This is a genomic window from Pseudomonadota bacterium (genome assembly GCA_013285445.1).
Taxonomy (GTDB): domain Bacteria; phylum Pseudomonadota; class Gammaproteobacteria; order Xanthomonadales; family Wenzhouxiangellaceae; genus Wenzhouxiangella.
Window position 1 is genome coordinate 931017 of record CP053448.1, and the last position, 20175, is coordinate 951191.

The 20175-nt window shown below is 64.5% G+C and carries 19 protein-coding genes; 10 read left to right on the forward strand and 9 right to left on the reverse strand.

Annotated features, from left to right (window positions below; all coding sequences use genetic code 11):
• Positions 1–68 precede the first annotated feature (68 nt).
• A complete protein-coding gene (locus HND55_04340) occupies positions 69–767 on the forward strand; it encodes an alanyl-tRNA editing protein (protein QKK01954.1) in 699 nt (232 codons plus the stop codon).
• Positions 768–958: 191 nt separating this feature from the next.
• On the opposite strand, the gene HND55_04345 is transcribed toward HND55_04340, so the two are convergent.
• The 3 genes from HND55_04345 to HND55_04355 are packed head-to-tail and all read right to left on the reverse strand — an operon-like array spanning position 959 to position 1759.
• The gene (locus HND55_04345) at positions 959–1282 is read right to left on the reverse strand and encodes a YbjQ family protein (protein QKK01955.1); all 324 of its coding nucleotides are present in this window, start codon (positions 1280–1282) and stop codon (positions 959–961) included.
• Positions 1279–1521, reverse strand: coding sequence for a hypothetical protein (locus HND55_04350; GenBank protein ID QKK01956.1), 243 nt, complete (start codon positions 1519–1521; stop codon positions 1279–1281). The genes HND55_04345 and HND55_04350 overlap by 4 nt, the downstream gene beginning before the upstream one ends.
• Positions 1514–1759, reverse strand: coding sequence for a hypothetical protein (locus tag HND55_04355; GenBank protein QKK01957.1), 246 nt, complete (start codon positions 1757–1759; stop codon positions 1514–1516). Before HND55_04355 ends, HND55_04350 begins: the two co-directional genes overlap by 8 nt.
• Positions 1760–1826: 67 nt before the next feature.
• On the opposite strand from HND55_04355, the gene HND55_04360 reads away from it, so the two are divergent.
• A complete protein-coding gene (locus tag HND55_04360) occupies positions 1827–2705 on the forward strand; it encodes a hypothetical protein (protein QKK01958.1) in 879 nt (292 codons plus the stop codon).
• 47 nt (positions 2706–2752) lie between these two features.
• On the opposite strand, the gene HND55_04365 is transcribed toward HND55_04360, so the two are convergent.
• Genes HND55_04365 through HND55_04380 form a run of 4 tightly spaced genes read right to left on the reverse strand, consistent with a single transcriptional unit; the run spans position 2753 to position 7174 of the window.
• The gene (locus HND55_04365; protein ID QKK03983.1) at positions 2753–2980 is read right to left on the reverse strand and encodes a hypothetical protein; all 228 of its coding nucleotides are present in this window, start codon (positions 2978–2980) and stop codon (positions 2753–2755) included.
• On the reverse strand, positions 2977–4662 hold the full coding sequence (locus HND55_04370; GenBank protein ID QKK01959.1) for a hypothetical protein: 1686 nt from the start codon (positions 4660–4662) through the stop codon (positions 2977–2979). The genes HND55_04365 and HND55_04370 overlap by 4 nt, the downstream gene beginning before the upstream one ends.
• Positions 4662–6695, reverse strand: a complete 2034-nt coding sequence (locus HND55_04375; GenBank protein QKK01960.1) for a toll/interleukin-1 receptor domain-containing protein — start codon at positions 6693–6695, stop codon at positions 4662–4664. The genes HND55_04370 and HND55_04375 overlap by 1 nt, the downstream gene beginning before the upstream one ends.
• A 23-nt stretch (positions 6696–6718) precedes the next feature.
• Positions 6719–7174, reverse strand: a complete 456-nt coding sequence (locus tag HND55_04380; GenBank protein ID QKK01961.1) for a hypothetical protein — start codon at positions 7172–7174, stop codon at positions 6719–6721.
• A 261-nt stretch (positions 7175–7435) separates the two neighbouring features.
• On the opposite strand from HND55_04380, the gene HND55_04385 reads away from it, so the two are divergent.
• From HND55_04385 to HND55_04405, 5 genes are all read left to right on the forward strand, one after another.
• Positions 7436–9262 carry a DUF885 domain-containing protein gene (locus HND55_04385; GenBank protein QKK03984.1) on the forward strand — a complete coding sequence of 609 codons (1827 nt, stop codon included), beginning with the start codon at positions 7436–7438 and terminating at the stop codon, positions 9260–9262.
• 315 nt (positions 9263–9577) lie between these two features.
• Entirely contained in the window at positions 9578–10069 is a 492-nt protein-coding gene (locus HND55_04390) for a hypothetical protein (GenBank protein ID QKK01962.1), read from the forward strand.
• 63 nt (positions 10070–10132) lie between these two features.
• Entirely contained in the window at positions 10133–10516 is a 384-nt protein-coding gene (locus HND55_04395; GenBank protein QKK01963.1) for a hypothetical protein, read from the forward strand.
• A gap of 7 nt (positions 10517–10523) precedes the next feature.
• On the forward strand, positions 10524–12209 hold the full coding sequence (locus HND55_04400; protein ID QKK01964.1) for a potassium transporter TrkA: 1686 nt from the start codon (positions 10524–10526) through the stop codon (positions 12207–12209).
• 29 nt (positions 12210–12238) lie between these two features.
• Positions 12239–13660, forward strand: a complete 1422-nt coding sequence (locus HND55_04405; GenBank protein ID QKK01965.1) for an aminotransferase class V-fold PLP-dependent enzyme — start codon at positions 12239–12241, stop codon at positions 13658–13660.
• Between the two features lie 3 nt (positions 13661–13663).
• On the opposite strand, the gene HND55_04410 is transcribed toward HND55_04405, so the two are convergent.
• Both HND55_04410 and HND55_04415 read right to left on the reverse strand, forming a co-directional pair.
• Complete coding sequence (locus tag HND55_04410; protein QKK01966.1) at positions 13664–14833, reverse strand: cation:proton antiporter; 1170 nt, start codon at positions 14831–14833, stop codon at positions 13664–13666.
• Between the two features lie 183 nt (positions 14834–15016).
• Positions 15017–16642, reverse strand: coding sequence for a DUF3592 domain-containing protein (locus tag HND55_04415; protein ID QKK01967.1), 1626 nt, complete (start codon positions 16640–16642; stop codon positions 15017–15019).
• Positions 16643–16940: 298 nt separating this feature from the next.
• Here HND55_04415 and HND55_04420 point away from each other — a divergent pair, with 298 nt between their 5' ends.
• The 3 genes from HND55_04420 to HND55_04430 all read left to right on the forward strand — a co-directional run bounded on the left by HND55_04420 (position 16941) and on the right by HND55_04430 (position 19894).
• Positions 16941–17510, forward strand: a complete 570-nt coding sequence (locus HND55_04420; protein QKK01968.1) for a hypothetical protein — start codon at positions 16941–16943, stop codon at positions 17508–17510.
• Between the two features lie 388 nt (positions 17511–17898).
• A complete protein-coding gene (locus HND55_04425) occupies positions 17899–18276 on the forward strand; it encodes a BlaI/MecI/CopY family transcriptional regulator (protein ID QKK01969.1) in 378 nt (125 codons plus the stop codon).
• Entirely contained in the window at positions 18266–19894 is a 1629-nt protein-coding gene (locus tag HND55_04430; protein QKK01970.1) for a hypothetical protein, read from the forward strand. Before HND55_04425 ends, HND55_04430 begins: the two co-directional genes overlap by 11 nt.
• The last annotated feature ends 281 nt before the right edge of the window (positions 19895–20175 follow it).

A 20175-nucleotide genomic window follows, 5' to 3' on the forward strand; every position in this document is an offset into this window, starting at 1 on the left:
AGACCACTCGGGGTTTTTTCGGTTGAGTCGACCCACACGATCAACAGAGAAGTCACCTTTTAACCGCCATGACCGAAGCCCTGTTTCAGCAAGACGCCTACCTCACCACCTGCCCGGCCAGGGTGATCGAAGCCGGCGATGACGGCATCGTGCTCGACCGCAGCGTGTTCTACCCGACCGGCGGCGGCCAGCCGGGTGACCGCGGCTGGCTGCGCTTCGACGGAAAGCAGATCGAGATCGAAACCACTCGCTACCGCCCAGGCGACGGCGCGATCGTTCATGTCGCGGTAACGGGGGCGGCCCTTCCGGCGTCCGGCACCGAGGTCGAGGCCGAGATCGACTGGACGGTGCGCCACCGCCACATGCGCATGCACACCTGCCTGCACCTGCTCGGATCGGTATTGCAATTCCCGGTTACCGGCGGCCAGATCGGCTTTGCCAAGAGCCGGCTTGATTTCGACATGCCCGATCCGCCGGACAAAGAGCAGGTCAACCGCGCGCTCAACGCCCTGATTGCAGCCAACCACCCGGTCACCTCGCGCTGGATCGACGAGGCCGACCTCGACCCGGTGCTGATTCGCACGATGTCGGTCAAGCCACCGACCGGCGTCGGGCGCATCCGACTGCTCGATATCCCCGGCGTCGACCTTCAGCCCTGCGGCGGCACCCACGTCCGCTCAACCGCCGAAATCGGCCCGGCCGAAGTCACCAAGATCGAAAACAAAGGCCGCCAGAACCGGCGCGTGCACATATTGTTGAACAGCTGAGCCATGCCACGTCCCCGGTTCCGTATTGCCTGCGCCGGTTTAGGGCTCGACGCTCATGGTAGGGAAAGTCGGATAAATGCGGTCTCCAGCGGGCTGCAGTAGGGCTCGAAAGGCAAGCGGGTGCGGTACCGGGTGCTGCAGAAAAACAGCATATGGGCCCGTCTACGTCCTGATCTCCCGCATTCAGGCGCTCAATCCGGCGCCTCGAGCTTCACTGCGGTCCCGTAGGCCAGCATCTCGGCCGAGGCCGAGGCGACCTGGGCGGTGACCAGACGCACACCGACCACGGCATCCGCGTCCAGTGACCTGGCCTGTTCGACCATCCGGTTAATGGCCTCGTTGCGGGCTTCGGTGAGCATGTCGGTATATTCGTTCAGTTCGCCGCCGACCAGGTTGCGCAGCACGGCCAGGATGTCCTTGCCGATGTGCTTGGCGCGGACGGTGTTGCCGCGGACCATGCCGAGGCTCTTTTCGATGTCGCGCCCGGGCACGGTTTCAGTAGTGGACAGAATCATGAGTCGTCTCCCAGGTGTTCCTTGATGGATTCGGGGTCGCTGGCGCGTAAGTCCTGGATGATTGTAGCCATCACGACCAGCAGGCCGAGGCCGGCGATGACCAGGCCGATGCGGATCGGCAGGGGCAGGTCCAGGATCAGCGGCCAGAGATTTCTGAGCGGTTCGATGAACCAGCTGCCGGCCAGCAGCAGACCGGCGACGATCAGCAGCGTGCCGACCCAGCGCAACAGACTAATCATCGAGCAGGTTTCCTTCCTTTTTGCTGGCTTCCATGCGTTCGAGCACGATCGAGACCACGACCAGGCCGAAGCCGGCCGTGGCAATTGCCGTGCCGCTGGTCAGCTGCCACGGCCAGTCGAGGCTGCGGATCAGGTTCCATGCGCCCCAGTAGAAGCCGTAGGCGGCGCTGAATGCCAGCCCGCCGCGCCACAGGATCAGGCCGGCCCATCGCCATCGGTTCGCATCGGCAGAACGCATGACGCCAAGTATAGTCACCGGATCGAAGCAAACACCAGCCGGCCACGGCTTCGGGGATAATGGCACGATGTATTCGATCCGCCACCTGATCGTGCTCACTGCCGAGAGCTTTTCCGACATGCTCCCGGCGCTGGAGCAGGCCTTCAATCGAAGCCGCGAGGACGATCGCCTGGAAGAGGTTTTCGGTCCGCGGCCACGCTGGGTGATCGTCGGTCTGATCCTTGCCTGTCTGATCGGCGGACAGATCGTGGAATGGGCGACCGCGGACCTGGCGGTCTGGCGTGTGCTGGATGCCTCGGCCCTGCTGATGGCAGCTGCCTTCGCGCTGGCCTTCAGGCGCTACCTGTTCGGGCCGCGCGAGCCCGGGCCGGAGGATTTCCCCTGGCTGGCGGCCACCCTGATTCCGGGGGCGGCGCTGATGACGCTGGCGGCACTGGTCGGCAAGATGGTCGACGGCGAGGTCAGCGTGCTGGCCGGCGCGCCAGGCTGGACGACTGTGGGCAGCTTTCTGGTGGTCGTTGCCGACTCGCTGGCACTGGCAGCCGGTTTGACAATCGCGGTGGCGGCCCTGTGCTATTCGAAGCGCTGGTCCGGGGCGCTGAAGCAGCTTCTTGTCCAGTTCATCACTTTCAAGGTGATCGTCTTCATCATGGTGATCCTGTTTGTCGAACTCGGCATTGTGGGTGCGGTGGTGTCGGTCCTCTTCGGCCTGTTCGGCATTCGCTTGCCGTCCTGGATCGGCCAGATCGTGGATCAGTTCAGCTACGCGCTGCTGATGGGCTCGGTCTACTGCGCGGTGATCGGCGCGGCCTGGATGGCCTGTCGACAGCGCTTTCCGGAGCTGATCGAGAAGGGCGAGGCTGATGTGCTGTCGGCTGTCAAGGCCTTGATTGACCCGGACAAGGACGGCAAGAAACTGGTCGAAGCCCCTGGGGATCAGGCGTAGCAGGCCTGATCCCTGCTGGCGCGTTCAGGCCCTGAGACTGAGCGCAGTCAGTCGGTCAGCTCGTCTTCTTCGATCTCGCCGGCGGCCAGGGCCATGAAAATCGTCCAGAGACCCGCGTTCCCGGCCACCAGCCGGTATTCGTTGATCTCGAGCAAGACCTCGCAAAGCACGACGGCTGTGCGCTTGTTGCCGCCAGCGAAGGGATGGTTGTGCGCAATTTCATCGGCACAGGCCGCACTCTCTGGTGCCCCAACCAGTCCGGCGGCCGTGGTCAGAGCTTACCCGGCTCCAGCGGTCGCTCGCGATGGATGAGGATCCACTCGGCATGCTCGTCCAGGGCGGCTTCGCCCAGGGCGCGCAGCAGTTCACGCTTGTCTTCGACAGTCTTGCAGCGCGACAGGCGAAAGCAGGCCATTCGGTAGATGTCGAGCATGTAGCTGTACTGCTTGAGCAGTTCCTTCTCGGCGACCTTGTGGGCGTAGGCTTCGCGCACGGCGGCGAGCAGCGGCAGAATGCCCATGGCAGCCACCATGCCGGTGACCAGCAGATCGTCGAGCCGGTGCTGGAGCAGGGCCAGGGCGAGGGTGATGACAATGCCGGCCCACAGGGTGACGGCCACCACTCGATCCGTCCGGGTGACGTGCCGGCGGTGGCTGCGGCAGCGGTTTTCGAAGTAGCCGAGCTGACCGTGGCCACCGGGCTGGCCGATCCAGTGCTCGACGACGGCTTCGACGTCGGCTGCCCGCCGTCGCAACCGGTCTTCCGCTGCGCCAGCGAACCGCATGACGTTGCGGATCCAGCCGATTTCGACGTCTTGCTTCTGCAGGAAGTTGTCGTAGGCGAAGTCGTTGCGCAGCTGGCCCGAGACGCCGCCAAGGCGCCAGTAGAACTGCACGCGGAGTCCTTCGGCCAGCGCGCGGTAATCGAGAAACTTGCGGTGCCACTGCAAGCGTGAAACCAGCCGATAGAGCACGAAGCCCGCGAAGAACAGCAGCAAGTAGGCGGCGATCATCGACGGGCGGTTGAGGTCGGCGTAAGCGATGAAGGAGATGCCCATCAGTGCAGCGAGCAGGTAGAGGACACGAAGGGCCGTGCGATAGCGCTGCGCGTAGCGGGTGGCCAGACGGTCGGCCAGCGCAAAGTATTTGGCCGTCCGCGCCAGGTCCGGCTGCTCGGCAAACCGGGCGCGCCAGCCCGGCAAGACCCCGGCCGGCGAGATCTGCCCGGTGATGCCCGCGACGTCTTGGTTGAACTCGGCGGTGCGCTCGATCATGCGGCTGAGACCGGCCGGAATGTCGTCGACCGTCAGGCGCTCCGGGTCGGCAACCAGCCAGCGCGCGGTACCGGGCTGCAGCCCTGCGGCTGGCGCACCGTGCTGGCGCTTGCGCGAGCAGACGATGTGGTAGACCAGGTCGGTATCATCCTTGGCCAGGCCACGACGGTTCAATGGACTCGCGCCGAGCCGCGCCATGTCGCCGAACTGGTGGTATTCGACGACGTCGGCCGTGCCGCCGCCGTGCTCGGCCGGCTTGCCGTCCCAGATCGCGATCATGATCTGGCAGTGGTCGGAACTGTAGATGCCGGCCCGTGCGTAGGCCTGTTCGCGACTCTGGCTGGCGTCGCCGGCGACGGCCATGTTGACGACGGTTGCACAGGCGAGCAGTTCACGAAAGGCATGCCTCGATGCCGCGTCGGCAAAGTCGCGCTCGTAGTCCTCGACCGGCAGGGGCAGGGGCACGAGCAGTTCGATGCCGCGCTTGCGCGCGACTTCGGCTGCGATCCGGTCGCCGCCTTCGGCCAGCGCAGTGACAAGGCGCAGCGGCAGACCGGCATAGCGCGATTCGAGCAGGTCGAACAGTTCATGCAGGCGCCGGGCGATGACCGGCACTTCCTCGGCGACAAGATCACGATGTCCGGTCACACCCAGCGTCAGCGGCACCCTGCGATTGGCGCCCATCAGGGGGCAGCCAGTGCGCTCAGCGCCTGGTACTGGGGCGAGATGAATCCGGCTTGAAGCAGTTGCTCATCGAGTTCATCGGCCGTTTCGCGATCGCCCACCAGTCGCGCCAGCAGGGCGGCCAGGTGCGGGTTGGCCTGCTGCTGGCGCGGGCGTTCGGCCAGCCGGGCTGCCGCCTCGGCCGCGCCTTCGCCGTCGACCAGCTGCCGCAGCACGGCCAGGCGATAGTAGTGGCGCGCGCTGATGTTGTCGCCGGGCGCGGCGTCGAGATTGGCTTGCGCCATCGAAGCGATGCGAAGCAGGAATGCGCCGGCGTTGCCCGGGTCGCCGCGCAGCAGTCGGATGGTGGCCAGGTCCAGCCCGGCCGCGACAGCCTGTCCGGTCCACATTGAGTTACCGGGGTCGCCGGCGGCAATTGCCAGCAGCTGCTCGAAGTCTGCTGTGCTGTCTTCTCCTGCGAGGTCGCCCTGGTCCGTGAAGCGCCTCAGCAGGGCGAGGCGGATGCGGGCGCTCAGCCAGTGCACCCGCCATTCCAGATTCTCGGCGTCGCCTTCGGCCAGGACATCGTAGAGTCCAATGGCGCGCGATTGTGAATCGAGTGCGGCTGCGACCTGCCCCAGGGCAAATTCCATGCGCGCGCGCTTGATCCAGGCTTCGGCCTCGATGCGGCGGTGGAATGGATGGCCGGTCACGGCCGTGACTTCGGCGTGCGCGTCAGCGGCAGCGCGGCGGTATTCGGCTGCAGCGCGCCAGTCGAAACGCGCCTCGCGCACGGCCGCCAGCCAGGAGTCGTTGGCCGCCACCTCGAAACGCAGGTTGGGATCATCCGGAGCTGCATCGGCCAGCTCGGTGAAAATGAGTCCGGCGCCGGTGAAGGCGCTTTCGGCCGCGACGAGGTCGCCCTGGTCGACGGCCAGCGATCCGAGATTGGACATGGCATAGGCCTGCTCCAGGCGGTAGTCGGGGTTGTCCGGATCGAGCGTGACGAGCTCGCCGGCGCTTTGCGCGTAGCGTTCCCACAGCGGGCGGGCCCGGTCGAGCTCGAGCGCCCGATAGTGGCTGGTTCCGAGCCAGAATTCGGCCTGGGCGCGTTTGAACAGTACGCCGGTGCTCGCCGGGTTGCGCCCGGCCAGCGTCTGGAACTGGAGCAATGAGGTGGCAAAGGCACGCTCGGCGGCGGCGTGCTGGCCCTGCTGGAGGCGCACCTCGCCGATCTGGCGCAGCGCCAGCGCCTGTTTTTCCAGGGCGTGATCGTTGACCTCTTCGGCCGGCAGCGAGGCGAAATACGCTTCGGCCTGATTGCCGACGGCATCGAGTACGTCGAGCCGCCCGACCTCGCGCAGCCGCGTGTGCAGGTCCCCCAGCATGAAGCCGATCAGGTCCTCGGCCTGGGCGCGCCGCAGCTGGGCGATGTCGCGCTGCTGCACGGCATAGACGGCCATGACCGTGGTAGCCGCTGCCACAATCGAGGCCGCGGCAGCCAGGCCCAGGGCGGTGCGCTGGCGGCGCTGTGCGTCGCGGCGCTTGACGACATCGAAGCCCACGCCGAGCAACCCCGCGATGACCTTGAGACTGCCATCGCGACGGCCGTCGGCGTGGCGCCTGAGATCACCGGCAATCGGCTCCAGCCCGTCCACGGCCCCGCGCAGCGCCGGCGGGAAGCACTCGCGCTCGTCGCCGCTGTTGGGCTCGCCGTCGATGATGACTGCGAACACCCGGCGCGTGCCGTGCTCGGCGACGAACAACTCGATCTCCTGGTTGACCCAGCGCGAGGCCGCGGCGGCGGGACTGCACAATACGATCAGCGCGCCGGAGTCCGACAGGGCCCGCTCCAGGCTCAACTGAAGGTCGCCCGAGCTCGACAGCTCGTCGCGGTCTCGAAACAGCGGCCGCAGGCGATCGCCCAGGGCAAGTCCGGCCACGCGGGTGCCGCGCAGCGGCCTGGGGACGCGGAACGATTCAATCCGCCGATGCAGCCAGCGCGCATGCCGCTCATCGGCATGTGAGTAGCTGAGATAGGCCCAATAGTGCATGGTGCGGCCGGGCGCGGTTCGGGCTACTCGCGCACGTCGTAGATGCGCGGGTCGAGCTTGACGCGCGTGCCGTCGCCGCTGGCCAGCGTGACCGTATAGCCGTCCCAGGCGCCGTGGTGGCCCGATGGCACGTTGGAGGCATCAATCTTGATCTTGTCGCTCAGTTCGATATCGGCATTGGGCGCCGGGTCGAAGGCGATACCGGGAATGTTCTCCTCGCCCAGGTTCCAGCGCACGATTTTGAAGCCCTGGCCGGTGTGATCCTTGACCTTGATCGTCCACGAGTCGTTCCGGTCGGACAGCTTGACCTCACCGGCCGGGCCGTCGTCGTCGCCCACCGGTTTGGCGCCAATCGTGTTATGGGCGTAATCGAAGGGATAGCCGCCAGTGAACATGTAGTAGTAGCCTGGCGTGTCCGTCGGCTGGTAGCCGCGGGGCTGGTCGGTGCGGATGTGCGCGAAGATTTTTCGGCCTGACATGTGATAGTGCCCTTGTAAAGCCCCTTGAAAAGTGATCTATATCAATTTTTGTTCGGCGAATATAGCACTATTCATCGCCGCGGCCCAGCGCTTCAGGGTGGCGAACGATGCAAGACGCGCGCTCGCCGCGGATGAGCTGGGGAAGTGTCCGGGGCGGTGTCCATGCAAGAGGTGATCCAGGCAAGACATGACTTCTGGCCGGTGCGCAGGGATTGGGAGGCAAGTATGCTGCAGATCACCACCCACTGGCTCGGACGCACAATGAAGAAGATTCTTAAATGGGGCGGCTTCGGGCTCGCCGTCCTGATGCTGGCCGGCGGCCTGCTTTTTGCCAACTTCTGGTATTTCAAGCCGCTGTCGATTGACTGGTTCTATGCCCGGGCCTTTCTCAAGTTCAGCCTTCAGCAGCCTGAGATGCTGACTTCGCTGCGCTTTCTCGACCAGTTCGGAATTCGCGGCCACAACGCCGAGCTGGGCGACGCCTCGCCCGAGGCCGGCGAGGAAATGCTGGCCTACTGGCGCGACGAATACGAGACGTTCAAGCGCTATGACCGTTCGGATTACGAAGGCCAGGCGCTGCTCTCCTATGACGTGTTCGATTTCTTCATGTCGAACCAGATGGCCGACGCCGACCGCTGGCGTTTTCACAACTTCCCGGTCAATCAGCTCTTCGGCGTGCAGAGCAATCTGCCGGACTTCATGGTGCAGCAGCACATGGTCGAGGATGAGCTGGGTGCCGAGCACTACATCTCGCGCCTGAACCGGTTCGACGAGAAGTTCCAAGGCGTACTCGAGGGCCTGCGAATCCGCGAGGAACGGCGCATCCTGCCACCGTCCTTTGCCGTGACCAAGGTCATCGACCAGGTCGATGGTTTTCTCGAAAGCGCGCCCGAGGCGCACCTGCTGGTGGTCAATCTCGACGAAAAGATGGACGATATCGACGCATCAGAGCTCGATCCGGCCCGCCGCGACGAACTGCGCGAGGCGGCGGTTGCGGCCGTGGAGCAGTCGGTCTACCCGGCCTACGAGGGCTTGCTGGCCTACCTGCGCGAGCTCGAGCCGAAGGCCGATTCCAATGGCGGTGTCTGGCGCCTGCCCGACGGCGATGCGTTCTACCGACAGGCCATCCGGCAGCATACGACCACCGAGATGAGCGCCGAAGAGATCCACGCAATCGGCTTGCGCGAAGTCGAGCGGATCGGCGGCGAGATGGACGCCATCCTGCGCACCGAAGGCCTGACTGAGGGCACCATCGGTGAGCGCGTGCAACAGCTGGCCCGACGCCCGGATCAGCTCTACCCGGACACCGAGGCAGGTCGTGAGCAGATTCTGGCCGACTACCAGAAGATTCTCGACGAGATCGACCCGGCCATGAACGAATACTTCAACCTGCGCCCCGAAACCGGGGTGGAGGTCAAGCGCGTGCCTGAATTCTCCGAGGAGACTACCGCCGGCGCCTACTACCAGCGCCCGTCGCTCGACGGCAAGCGCAAGGGCGCTTTCTTCGTCAATCTGCGCGACGTCTCCGAGATCCCGAAGTTCGGGATGCGCACGCTGGCCTACCACGAGGGCATCCCCGGGCATCACTTCCAGATCGCGATCACCCAGCAGCTCGAGGACATTCCGATGTTCCGCCGCCTGGTGCCCTTTACCGCCTACTCCGAGGGCTGGGCGCTTTATGCCGAGCGCCTGGCCTGGGAAATCGGTTTCCAGGACGACCCGCTCGACAACCTGGGACGACTCCAGGCCGAGATGTTCCGCGCGGTGCGGCTGGTGGTCGACACGGGCATGCACCACAAGCGCTGGAGCCGTGAGGACGCCATCGACTACATGCTGGCCCACACCGGTATGGGCGAAGGCGAGGTCGAGGCCGAGATCGAGCGCTACCTGGTCATGCCGGGCCAGGCCCTGTCCTACAAAGTGGGTATGATGAAAATCCTGGAGTTGCGCGAGCGGGCGAAACGGGAACTGGGTGAGGACTTCAGCCTGCCCGAATTTCACGATCAGATTCTGCGCAACGGCGCCCTGCCATTGACCCTGCTCGAGCAGGTCGTCAACGACTGGATCGAGCGCAAGCGCACGGCATGACAATCTTCAACCACCGCTCACCCCATCGCGTCTGAAGCCGGATCGCTTTCACGGAGCGACTGTACCCGACAGCCTCTGACGGACCTGGATCACAACCTCGAGGGAAGGTGTTGGGGGCTTGACCAGGGTCGCGTCGGACACGACCTCAAGTCCGCTTTGATGGTCTTGTGCCTATTGGTCAGCCCGTTGTCCTGATCTGCGCCTGGCGGCCAGAGCGGTTCCATGTCCCGGGTTGATCTGGGACAGTGCGCTACTGGTCGTTTCGAGGTAGCGGCTCATGGCCGGTAAGTCACGCAGCTTCGCCATCACCACCTGGTGCTCCCGGCCGACCTCGTGCTGATGTTCAAGGCCTTCATCACCATGGAAGGAATGGGCCGCTCGCTCGACCCGGACTTCGACATGGCCGGAGAGGCCGCGCCGGTTCTCGAAAGCGTGCTGCGCCGCCACTACTCTCCCTTGAATGTCGCCCGCCGCATGCAGGACGGCCTGGTCCAGACGCTGCGCCTGCTCGGCGGCCTGCCCGACGACCTCAGCCGGCTGCTGCGCAGGGCGCGTCGCGGCCGCATCGAGGTGCATGTCGACATCAAGGAGCTGCACGAGGTGTCGCTGCGGGTGGACAAGGCCGCCAGCCGACTGACCCTGGGCATCGTCACCGCGGCCCTGATCATCGGCTCGGCCATCGTGCTCAACGTGCAGAGTGGCGACCAGGCCTTCGGCCTGCCGCTGCTGGGCCTGCTCGGCTTCATCGGCGCGGCGATCGGCGGCGTGTGGCTGCTGATCTCGATCTGGCGCAGCGGGCGCGGGTGAGCCGCAATTGACGCTTTTCGCCGGGTCGGCTACCGTGCTATCCAGTTCGCCGGGGAGTGCCCCATGAATCCAGAGAAAGTCATTTTCGGCTTCTTCATCCTGCTTGCGCTGACGCTGAACTTCGGGTTTTTCGTCGGCGAGATCGACAATCCGGATCATCACAACGCCTACGAACTGTTCGCGGCCATCGTCGTGAGCCTGATCGCAACCGTGATGAAGCTCGGCGAGCGCACGCAGATCGGCGCGGTGCTGCTCGCATCGAGCCTGGTCGCGGATCTGCAGCTGATTGCGGCGGCCCTGGTCTGGGTCATGGCGGTGCACGTCAGCGGGGCCGGACTCACGCCGGCCGTGATGGCCAGCGTCGTTTCGCTCTCAGGCGGGGCCTTGCTGGCCAATATCGTCTCCACCGTCGTGGTGTTGATCGAGACCAGCCGCTTCCGCCGCTGAGCCGAACATGCCGCTGTCCCTGCTGCTCGAGCGAATGCGGATTCCGCTGATCATCCTGATCGGCGTCTACGCCCTGGCCACTGTCGGCTTCACACTGATTCCGGGATACGACGAAAACGGCAATGCCTGGACGATGGATTTCCTGCACGCCTTCTATGTCGTCAGCTACACCGGCAGCACCATCGGTTTCGGCGAGATTCCCGCCGAATTCAGCGACGCCCAGCGGCTGTGGACGATCGTCTGCATGTACATGACGGTGTTCGCCTGGCTGTTCGCCATCGGCAGCCTGGTGGCCCTGGCGCGTGACGAGAACTTCCACGAGGTCCTGCGTCGGCGGCGGCTCAGTCGGGCCGTTGCCTCGATCGGCGAGCCGTTCTACATCGTCTGCGGCTACGGTGGTGCCGGCCGCAAGCTGGTCGACGACCTGATCGGCAGCGGCCGTCGCGTGGTCGTGGTGGAACGATCGCAAGTGGCCATCCGCGAACTCGAGCTGCGCGATTACCACGTCGAGGTCCCGGGTTTTCGGCTCGATGCCTCGATTCCCGACAACCTGCGCTCTGCCGGCCTGCAGCATCGCTGGTGTTCGGGGCTGCTGGCAATGACCGACAAAGACAGTATCAACGTCAAGATCGCGCTGGCCGGTCGCCTGCTCAATCAGCAGCTGGGCGTGGTGGCCCGCGCCGAGAGCGCGGCAGCCGCGCGCAATCTCGCGTCTTTCGAAACCGGCTTCGTCATTCGCCCCGCCGAGGAGTTCGCCCGCCGCGTCACGCTGGCGATCACGCGCCCGGACGCTTACCGGCTCTACGACCGGCTGACCGAGTCGGGGGCGCCGCAGCGCTGGGAACCGGGCGGTGATCTCGACGGTACCTGGATCGTCTGCGGCCAGGACGACTACGGCCGCCTGCTGACCAACCGGCTGCGCGAGGCCGGTCTAAAGTTGCGCATCATCGCCACCGAGCCCCCGGAGGACGGCTGGCCCGATGACAGCGTGGCCGGCAGGAGCGCAGAGGGCGATGTGCTCGAGAGCGCCGGGATCGGCGAGGCCACCGGCCTGGTCGCAACCCACGACAGCGACGCCGAGAACCTTTCGACCATCATGACCGCACGCAGGCTCAATCCCGATCTGGTCGTCATCGCGCGCGAGAATCATCTGCACAATCGCGATCTGTTCGAGGAAGCCGGTACCCACCTGGCCAGCTCGGTCAGCGGCATGGTGGCCGCCGCCGCGCGGCCGGTGCTCGAAGCCTCGCTGGTGCCGGAGTTCATCGAGCTCTGCCTGGGCCGCGACGAGGCCTGGAACCGCCAGGTGCTCGAATGCCTGCACGAGCGCACGGGCGACGGTCGCCTGCAGTACTGGAGTAGCCGCGTGAGCGAGAAGCGCACGCCGCCCCTGGCCGCCGCGGTCAAATCCGGCCACGAGTTCACCGTGGGCATGCTGACTCTCGATCCGCGCGATCGTCATCGCCACCTCGAGGCCGTGGTGCTGATGATCATTCGCGACGGCGAGCCGTTGCCGCTGCCCGACGACGACGAGCCGCTGGAGATGGGTGACCGGATCCTGTTCTGCGGCAGCCCGCGCTCGGCCGACCTGATCTGGGCAGTCGCGGTGGATCACGATGTCGTCCACTACCTGCAGACCGGCCAGCCGAGCCTGGTTCGCCGGCCCTGGTGGCGCAAGGCTGTTTCTTCCTGAGTCATCAATCGCCCGGAGAAACTTCGCGAATGGACAGCAGCGAGTTCCGACGCCACGCCCACGACCTGGTCGACTGGATGGCCGACTATCTCGATTCGATCGAGGACCGGCCGGTCAGGGCGCAGGTGGGGCCGGGCGAGGTCGCCGCACGGCTGCCGGCGAACGGACCGGATACCGGCGAGGCCATGCAAGAGATCATCGAGGATTTCAGGGCCACCATCCTGCCGGGCATGACCCACTGGCAGCACCCGATGTTCATGGGCTACTTCCCGGCCAACAGTTCGGCCCCGTCGGTGCTGGCCGAAATGCTCACCGCGACCCTGGGGGCCCAGTGCATGAGCTGGGAGACCTCGCCGGCGGCCGCCGAGCTGGAAGGGCGGGTCATGGACTGGCTGCGCCAGTGGCTGGGCCTGCCCGAAGCCTTCGAAGGCGTGATCCAGGACACCGCGTCGACCGCCACGCTCTGCGCCCTGCTGAGCGCGCGCGAGCGCGCCAGCGACTTCGCGATCAACGCGCGCGGCTTTGCCGGGGAGCGCTTTGCCGTCTATTGTTCGGCCGAGGCCCATTCCTCGATTGAAAAGGATGTGCGCATCGCCGGGTTTGGCTCGGCGGCGCTGCGCAAGATCCCGGTCGATGCCGACTTCGCAATGCAGCCGCAGGCACTGGCCGAGCAAATCGGCGCCGACCTGGCCGAGGGCGTCACGCCGCTGTGCGTGATCGCTGCCCTGGGCACGACCAGCTCGACCGCCATCGACCCGATTGATGCGATTGGCGAGATCTGCGCACGACACGGGGTCTGGTTGCACGTCGATGCGGCTTATGCCGGAACGGCCCTGCTGCTGCCGGAATTTCGCTGGATGCTTGGCTCGGCCGAGCACGTCGATTCCTTCGTCGTCAATCCGCACAAGTGGATGGCGACCAATTTCGACTGCAGCGCCTACTTCGTTCGCGATGCCGAAGCGCTTGTCCGGACCTTCGAGATCCAGCCCGAGTACTTGAAGACCCGCGCCGACACGCAGGTGCGCAACTACCGCGACTGGGGCATCCAGCTCGGCCGTCGCTTCCGCGCGCTCAAGCTATGGTTCGTGATGCGCTCGTTCGGCCTGCAAGGCCTGCAGGCCATGCTTCGTAGCCATATCGAGCTTGGCCAGTGGCTGGCTGCCCAGGTTGACGCCCACCCCGACTTCGAGCGCCTGGCGCCGGCGCCGCTCAACTGCGTGTGCTTTCGCTGGCTGCCGCCCGGCCATGAGGACGAGCAAACCATCGAGCGGGCCAACCGCCGCCTCCTGGCCGAAATCCAGGACAGCGGCCGGCTGTATCTCACGCATACCCGCCTGGCCGGGCGTTATGCGATTCGTGTCGTTCCCGGTCAGACGCGCGTCGAGCGTCGCCACGTCGGCGCCGCCTGGCGGCTGCTCACCGAAACGGCGGCCTCGCTGGCCGATGGCTGAAGGTCAGTCCTTGCGCAGTTCCTCGCGCACCGCCAGCGGACTGGGCAGGCGGATGATGATGACGTAGGTCGACACCATGAAGGTGAGGATGGTGGCCGCCTGGACGATGTAGGACGCCTGCTCGGTCATCATGCCGCTTTGCAGACCGACGATCGCCACCAGCAGCGAGAACTCGCTGATTTGTCCGAGCCTGAGCCCGATCTCGCGGGCGACTTTCGGGCGCTCTTTCTGCCGCGACAGGATGAAACCGAAGGCCCAGGGTTTGAGCAGCAGCATGGCCGCAGCCAGGGTGATGGCCGGCACGATGACCTCGGGCAGCATGCCCATGTTGAAGCCCGCGCCCAGGGCGACGAAGAAAATGATCAGAAAGAAGTCCCTGAGCGGCTTGAGCGTTTCGGCGATGAAGCGCGAAACGGGGTTGGTGGCGATGCTCACGCCGGCCAGAAATGCGGCGATCTCGTAGGACAGGCCGATGAGGTTGCCGATCCAGGCGATCGCCAGGCACCAGCCGATGGCCAGCAGGAAGATGTATTCCTGGATGCGGTCAAAGCGCTGCATCAGCGGCATCAGCGCGTAGCGGGCGAAGAAGAACGAGCCCAGGAACAGCAGCGGGGCGCTCAGCAGCAGGATGCCGACGTCGAAGACCGGGTTGGCGCTGTCGGCAAAGCCCTGGATGAACAGGATCAGGGCGATGGCGATGATGTCCTGGAGCAGCAGCACCGCCACGATGACCACGCCCATGCGCTGGTGGTGCAGGGTCGAGGTCGGCAGCAGCTTGAGGCCGATGATGGTGCTCGAGAACATCACGGCCGCACCCACCAGCACCGCCTGCAGCCATTCCAGTCCGAACGCCAGCCCGATGCCGGTGCCGACCAGCGCGAACAGCAGGCAGGTCATCGCCGTGACCAGCACGGCCTCGCGCAGCATCTGCAGCAGTTCGCGTGGTTCGAGATTCAGGCCGAGCAGGAACAGCAGGAAGATGATGCCGACCTCGGCCATGCCGTCGATCGTTTCGCTGTCGCCGGCCAGCCCCAGGCCCCAGGGGCCGATGATCACACCGAGGATGATATAGGCCACGGGCAGGGCCTGGCGGGCATACAGCGCAACCGTGGCGATTGCGGCCGCACCGGTGAAGATCAGAAACAGCGATTGGATGAAGGCATCGGCATGCATACGGCGCGAATTCAGGATAGCCAAGTCGAGTATAGAACAAGAATGTGCCGACCCTGCACGACGGGCAGCGCCGGGTCGGGGCCAGCAGATGCTGACATCACCCTCCGGCAGCAGGCAGAGCCCGGTGACCGAGCCGCTATCGAAGGCCTGATACCAGGCGCCCGGGTTGCGCCATAGCTGGACTCAGGCCACGGGAAAGCGCTGACCGGCGTGTTGGCGCAGCCGGAAATACGTCCACATGCTTTGCAGCAAGACCAAGATGCCCACCGCCATTAGCCCGAGCATCGGCAGCCGGTCAAGCCAGCCGCGATCGATTTGCGCTTTGCGCGGGTTGTCGGGATCATACAGAACAGCAACCTGCTCGCCGCCACTGTAGGCCGGCGGACTGCTGCCGGAGCGATCCGTGAACTCAGTTCGCTTGCCTGCCGCAGTTTCGAATTCAACGACAGGATGATAGGTATATGAACTGCCATCCGATGTGGAATTGTAATCGCTGACCACCTCAACGACCGTTCCTTTCGTCGCCAGTGCCCGTGCTTTGAAAGCGGAGTGGTTTACGCCCCAGTAATAGCCGCCAGCGATCAAACCAGCCCCGATCAGCACCATCACCGGCAGCCACATTTTCTGCAAACTCACATAATAAACAATACGATCGCTTATCTCGTCGGGCGTCAGAATTCGGCCCTGTTGCCGCTTCAACCGCGATTTTTCTGCCATCCGTGCTCTAAACGCGGCCTTGGTTTCCCACTCTGCTCGCGGTTTGACCAACCGGCCGATTTTATAGGCGCCAAAGCCGGTTATGCCCAGAAACATCAAAATGCTGATCAGTGTGAACTCATAGCTCGCCGCCGCGATATAGAGCATTACCGCGCCCGGCATAGCCAGGGCCAGCCCGATGAAAGGTATCGCGAATGTCGGCTTCCTGATCTTCTCCGGGTCATCAGGATGAACCAGCACCGCGCACTCCGTGCCCGGAAGCTGACTCAGAAAACTGTTACTGCCTGTATCACCCTCATAACGGCCAAGCTCGCCATTGGGCAGTTTGTATTCGAATACCGGGTAATACATTTCCCCCGCGTAGCTGACATTTTTTTTCTTTGGCCGTCCCTTCCGGCTGATCTTCGGAAACTTGCCGCTGAAGATCAGCAGGAGCATTGACCCCATCAGGGTCAGACCGATTGGAAGCGCCATGTTGTACCAGAAGGCCTTGACCACAAAACGCGCCGGATCGTCCTTGTCGTAAAAAACTGCAACCTGCTCCCCGCGCCTGAAAACTCGCCATCCGGTCGATAGGCTCCCTTCTTCACGCATGGGCATGCCATTGTACGTTTCATACGCAATAACCGGGCGGTAAGTCGTCCCGCCTTCGGAATCATGTTCGTTCTTGATCTCTACAATCTCTCCCGGTACTTCGACCCCCGCCGTTCTCAGAGACATATAGTCATAGCCGAAATACAGGCCCGCGCAGACCAGCATCGACGGGATACCGAGCACCACCAGAGCGATGACAACGCCGCCCGTCGCGGCGCCCGGCGATTTCCTCGCCGCTCTCATAAACGGCCCCCACCCGACGCCCGCTGTTGCTTCCTGGTTCTTTTGCTCCCTGACCGCGCCGGGTTTCTTGACCTTCGGCTGTCCCAGGGCACGCACATCAACGATCCGCGCCTTCACCAGCCTGCCCGTGATCCGCCAGCGCATCGCATCGCCAAACAACAGTGCGCCAAGACCGAACATCACCAGACCGCCGGCCAAGAGCCCGATCTGGTTCCATGCCATCATGGCGTTCATGGCGACATCAAAGGCATCCATTGCGCTGACTTCCCTTGTTTGCCAGGTGCTGCTCCAGGTCAATCGCGCTTGACCCGCGCCGGGCTTCGTTGCTCACAACGTATCTTAATGCCGCCTGACTCCTGAACAATGATACAAGGTGCGGGTTTCAGCCCAAAGAGCCGCTGATGACGTGGTCCGAGCCGGGTGGCCGTCGACGGGACAACCGGAAAGCCTAAGTCGGATGGTATTCGTGGCTGCGTGCGCGAATGCGTTTCTAGAGTGACTGCTCTAGAACTGGCCGCTAGCGTAGATAGTCAGTTGTTGAGGGAATCCGAACATGTCTCGGTGGATCCAGACGCTTTCCGTCCTTTTCGTCGGGTCATGGTTTGTCCTTCTGGCCGTTCAGCCGTCGGCCGCGCAGCAACCGGTCGAACTGTTGAGCGAACCGCTGTCGATCGCAGACTTCGGGCTTGAGGGGCAGATCCCGTCGGCCATCGATCTGGTTGGGCCCGAACAGGGTTCTGCGGGCCAGAGTCGCGCTGAGCTGGTCCGCCGGTTTCAGTGCTGGGTCGACGGCCTCGAAAGCTGTTCGGCCCTGGGCCTGAACGACCCCCGCGTTCGGGCGATTCGCCGCTTCCTCGTGCGGGGTCGAGATGACCGGGATGGCGTCGTCATCGTTGGTTTTCCTGACCAGTCCCGGGTCGAGGTGCGCGTGGCGCGCAATTCGGCTCTGGACCCGAATGACTGGGACCAGAGCGTCTACCTGCCGGTCGTCCTTCCTGATACGGTTCAGGCCCCCGGGCTGCCGGACATTCCCTCTCGCCCGGATCATTTCGATGGCCTGGCATACAACGTGCCGCCTGCGATTCAAGCCGCGCTGGAGCGGTTGAAGCAGCGGTTCGATTAGGGAACCTCCGAACCACCCTGCGCGGGCGCGACAGCGCAGGCGAGAACGCAAGGGCGTTTTGCCCGCAAGGCAAGTAGCCCTGGAGTGGAGCCGTTGCGCGTGCCTTTGCGGGAGGCTCCGGCCTGGCTTGGGCGAGCGCCGTTTTGAACCTTCCTGCACAAAGGCGCTCCGGCTACTGTCGCTCGGCTCGCACCAGCTTGCAAGCCGGAATCAGGCATTTCCATTCGCTCTGTGCCCCGCGGACGCAATGTCTGCGGGGGTCGGTCACTGAATCATCGCGCCTGAGCAGCGTTGTTCAGACCGACCTGAACCCGGCAGCGGCAGATCGGGGCTTGACAATGGCGATTACATATGTAAACTGAAGCTACGTTTACAACTGTAAGCACTCATGAAAGAGAGAACAATCAGCGAAGCGGAAAGTACCCTGATGCAGGTATTGTGGCAGCAAGGCGAGGCTACGGCCGAGGAACTGCATCAGGCCGTTGCCAAAGACACCGGCTGGCAGGAGGGAACGGTCAAGACCCTGCTCAACCGACTGCTCCGAAAGGGCGCGATACAGGCCGAACGGGAGGGTCGTCGATATCGCTACCGCCCGGTGCTGACCCGGGCCGACTATGTGGCCGAACAGAGCCGTTCGCTGGTCGAGCGACTGTTCGACGGGCGCGTGGCTCCGCTGGTCGCGCATTTCAGTGAACGCCAGGCGCTGTCCAGGTCCGACCTCGACGAGCTGCGCCGGTTGATCGAGGCGCTTGATCATGGCCAGTGAGCTGCTGAATCTGCTGTGCTATTCGACGCTGATGCTGTCCCTGGCGCTTGCTGGTGTGTTGCTGTTGCGCCGACCCTGGCTGCGCTGGTTCGGTGCGCACAACGCCTTTCTGCTATGGCTGAGCGTGCCGGCGACCCTGCTGGTACTGCTGTTGCCTGCCCCGGTCCGTCGGATCGAAGGCGCGGCCATTCAACCACTCGGCGAAATGCCGGAGGCAGCGCCGATGGCAGCGCCAGTGATGCTTCCGGAGCCCGCGTTCGCACTCGACACCAGCAGCCTGCTGATTGCGATTTGGCTGATCGGGGCGGTCTTGATGGCCGCCTGGCTGGTATCGAGCCAGCGACGGCTGCTGCGTTCCCTGGGCCGCTTGACTGAAAGGCCTGACGGCAGCTTTTTGAGTGCGTCCGATGCAGCCGGCCCGGCCGTGGTCGGCGCATTCAGGCCGCGGATCGTGTTGCCCGCCGACTTCGACCGGCGTTACTCGCCGCCGCAGCAGTCCCTGATTCTCGAGCATGAGCGCTGTCACCTGCGCCGGGGCGACGCCCAGTTCACGCTGTTGGCCTGCTTCATGCGAACAATGTTCTGGTTCAACCCGCTGGTGCACGTGGCCTGGCCGCGGTTTCGCATCGATCAGGAGCTGGCCTGTGACGCGGCCGTGGTGCGCCGCTATCCGGGACTGCGGCGCGAGTATGCCGAGGCCATGCTCTTTACCCAATTCAGTTCAACGCAACCGCCGGTCGGATGTACCTGGCTGACCGGCCATCCACTCAAGAGGAGGATTACCATGCTCTATGCCCATCCCGTTGGAAAAACCCGTCTGCTGATCGGGACGCTTCTGGCCGTGGCCGCCAGCTCGGCGGCTGCGGCGGGAGCCTGGAGTGCCCAGGAGCCACAGCGACTCTACACCTCAACGCATCTGCCGAAGCTGGAGCTGGCAGTTGCCGTGCCCGGGCAGGATCAGCGCATGGCTTCGATGACCGGCGGCTCGGCCGCACTGACTGCTGTTGGAGTTCCGTTTCCGGACGTTGCCATCGCGCCACCGCCGGCCGCCGTCGCCGCGGCGGGTGATGCCGATGAATCCCGGAGTGCACCCCGGCTGCCGGTCGCCGCCGCATCAGCTCCGGGCGCTTCGGCGACTGATACCTCATCCGGTCCCGAAAACTCCGTAATGGTCGATGTCCAGCCGGCTGAGCTGGTCAAGGCCGATCGGCCGAGCTTCCCGAGATCGCGCTCCAAGCCCCGACTCGTGGGTTACCCGGGAATGCCGGATGCAGAACGGCCCGGTCCGGAGTGGATGCCGGAGCATGGGCTCTGGGAACTCAAGGTCCGCGTGACGCTCGACGAGGGCGGTCAGCTAGTCGACGCGTCGATTGCCGACAACCAGCTCAATGATGTCGGCCTGGTGCGCCGCTACGAGCGGCTCGCGCTGAGCGCGGTCCGGGGCTGGCAATACGCACCGGCACGGATCGACGGCGAGCCCGTGCCGTCCGAGATGCTGATGTCGTTCTACTTCGATACCAGGCTGGGCCAGGTGGGACTGAACGACTTCGGAACCAGCCCGCACGACAGACCAATCGGTCGAACCTATGAAGCGACTCGCCGCGCCACCAATCGGTAGCGGCACATCGACCGCCGCGGGCGTACGGTCTGACGACCGTAGCCCGCGGCGGCTCTTGCCCCGTCTTCTTACCTGCTCGGCTGTGCACACGGCGACCTCATTTCCATTCATCTCATTGAAGCCATTCCTGCAGCCCTGAATGTGATCTATATGATTGCCGGGCTGATAACGGCCTCATCGGCCGCTGCCGCCGCACTCTGCATATGCCACAGATTGTCAGCCGGATTGACGCGTCTGAAACCCTGTTTTCAGCGCGTTTCAGCCAGATCTTGGCCAGGTTT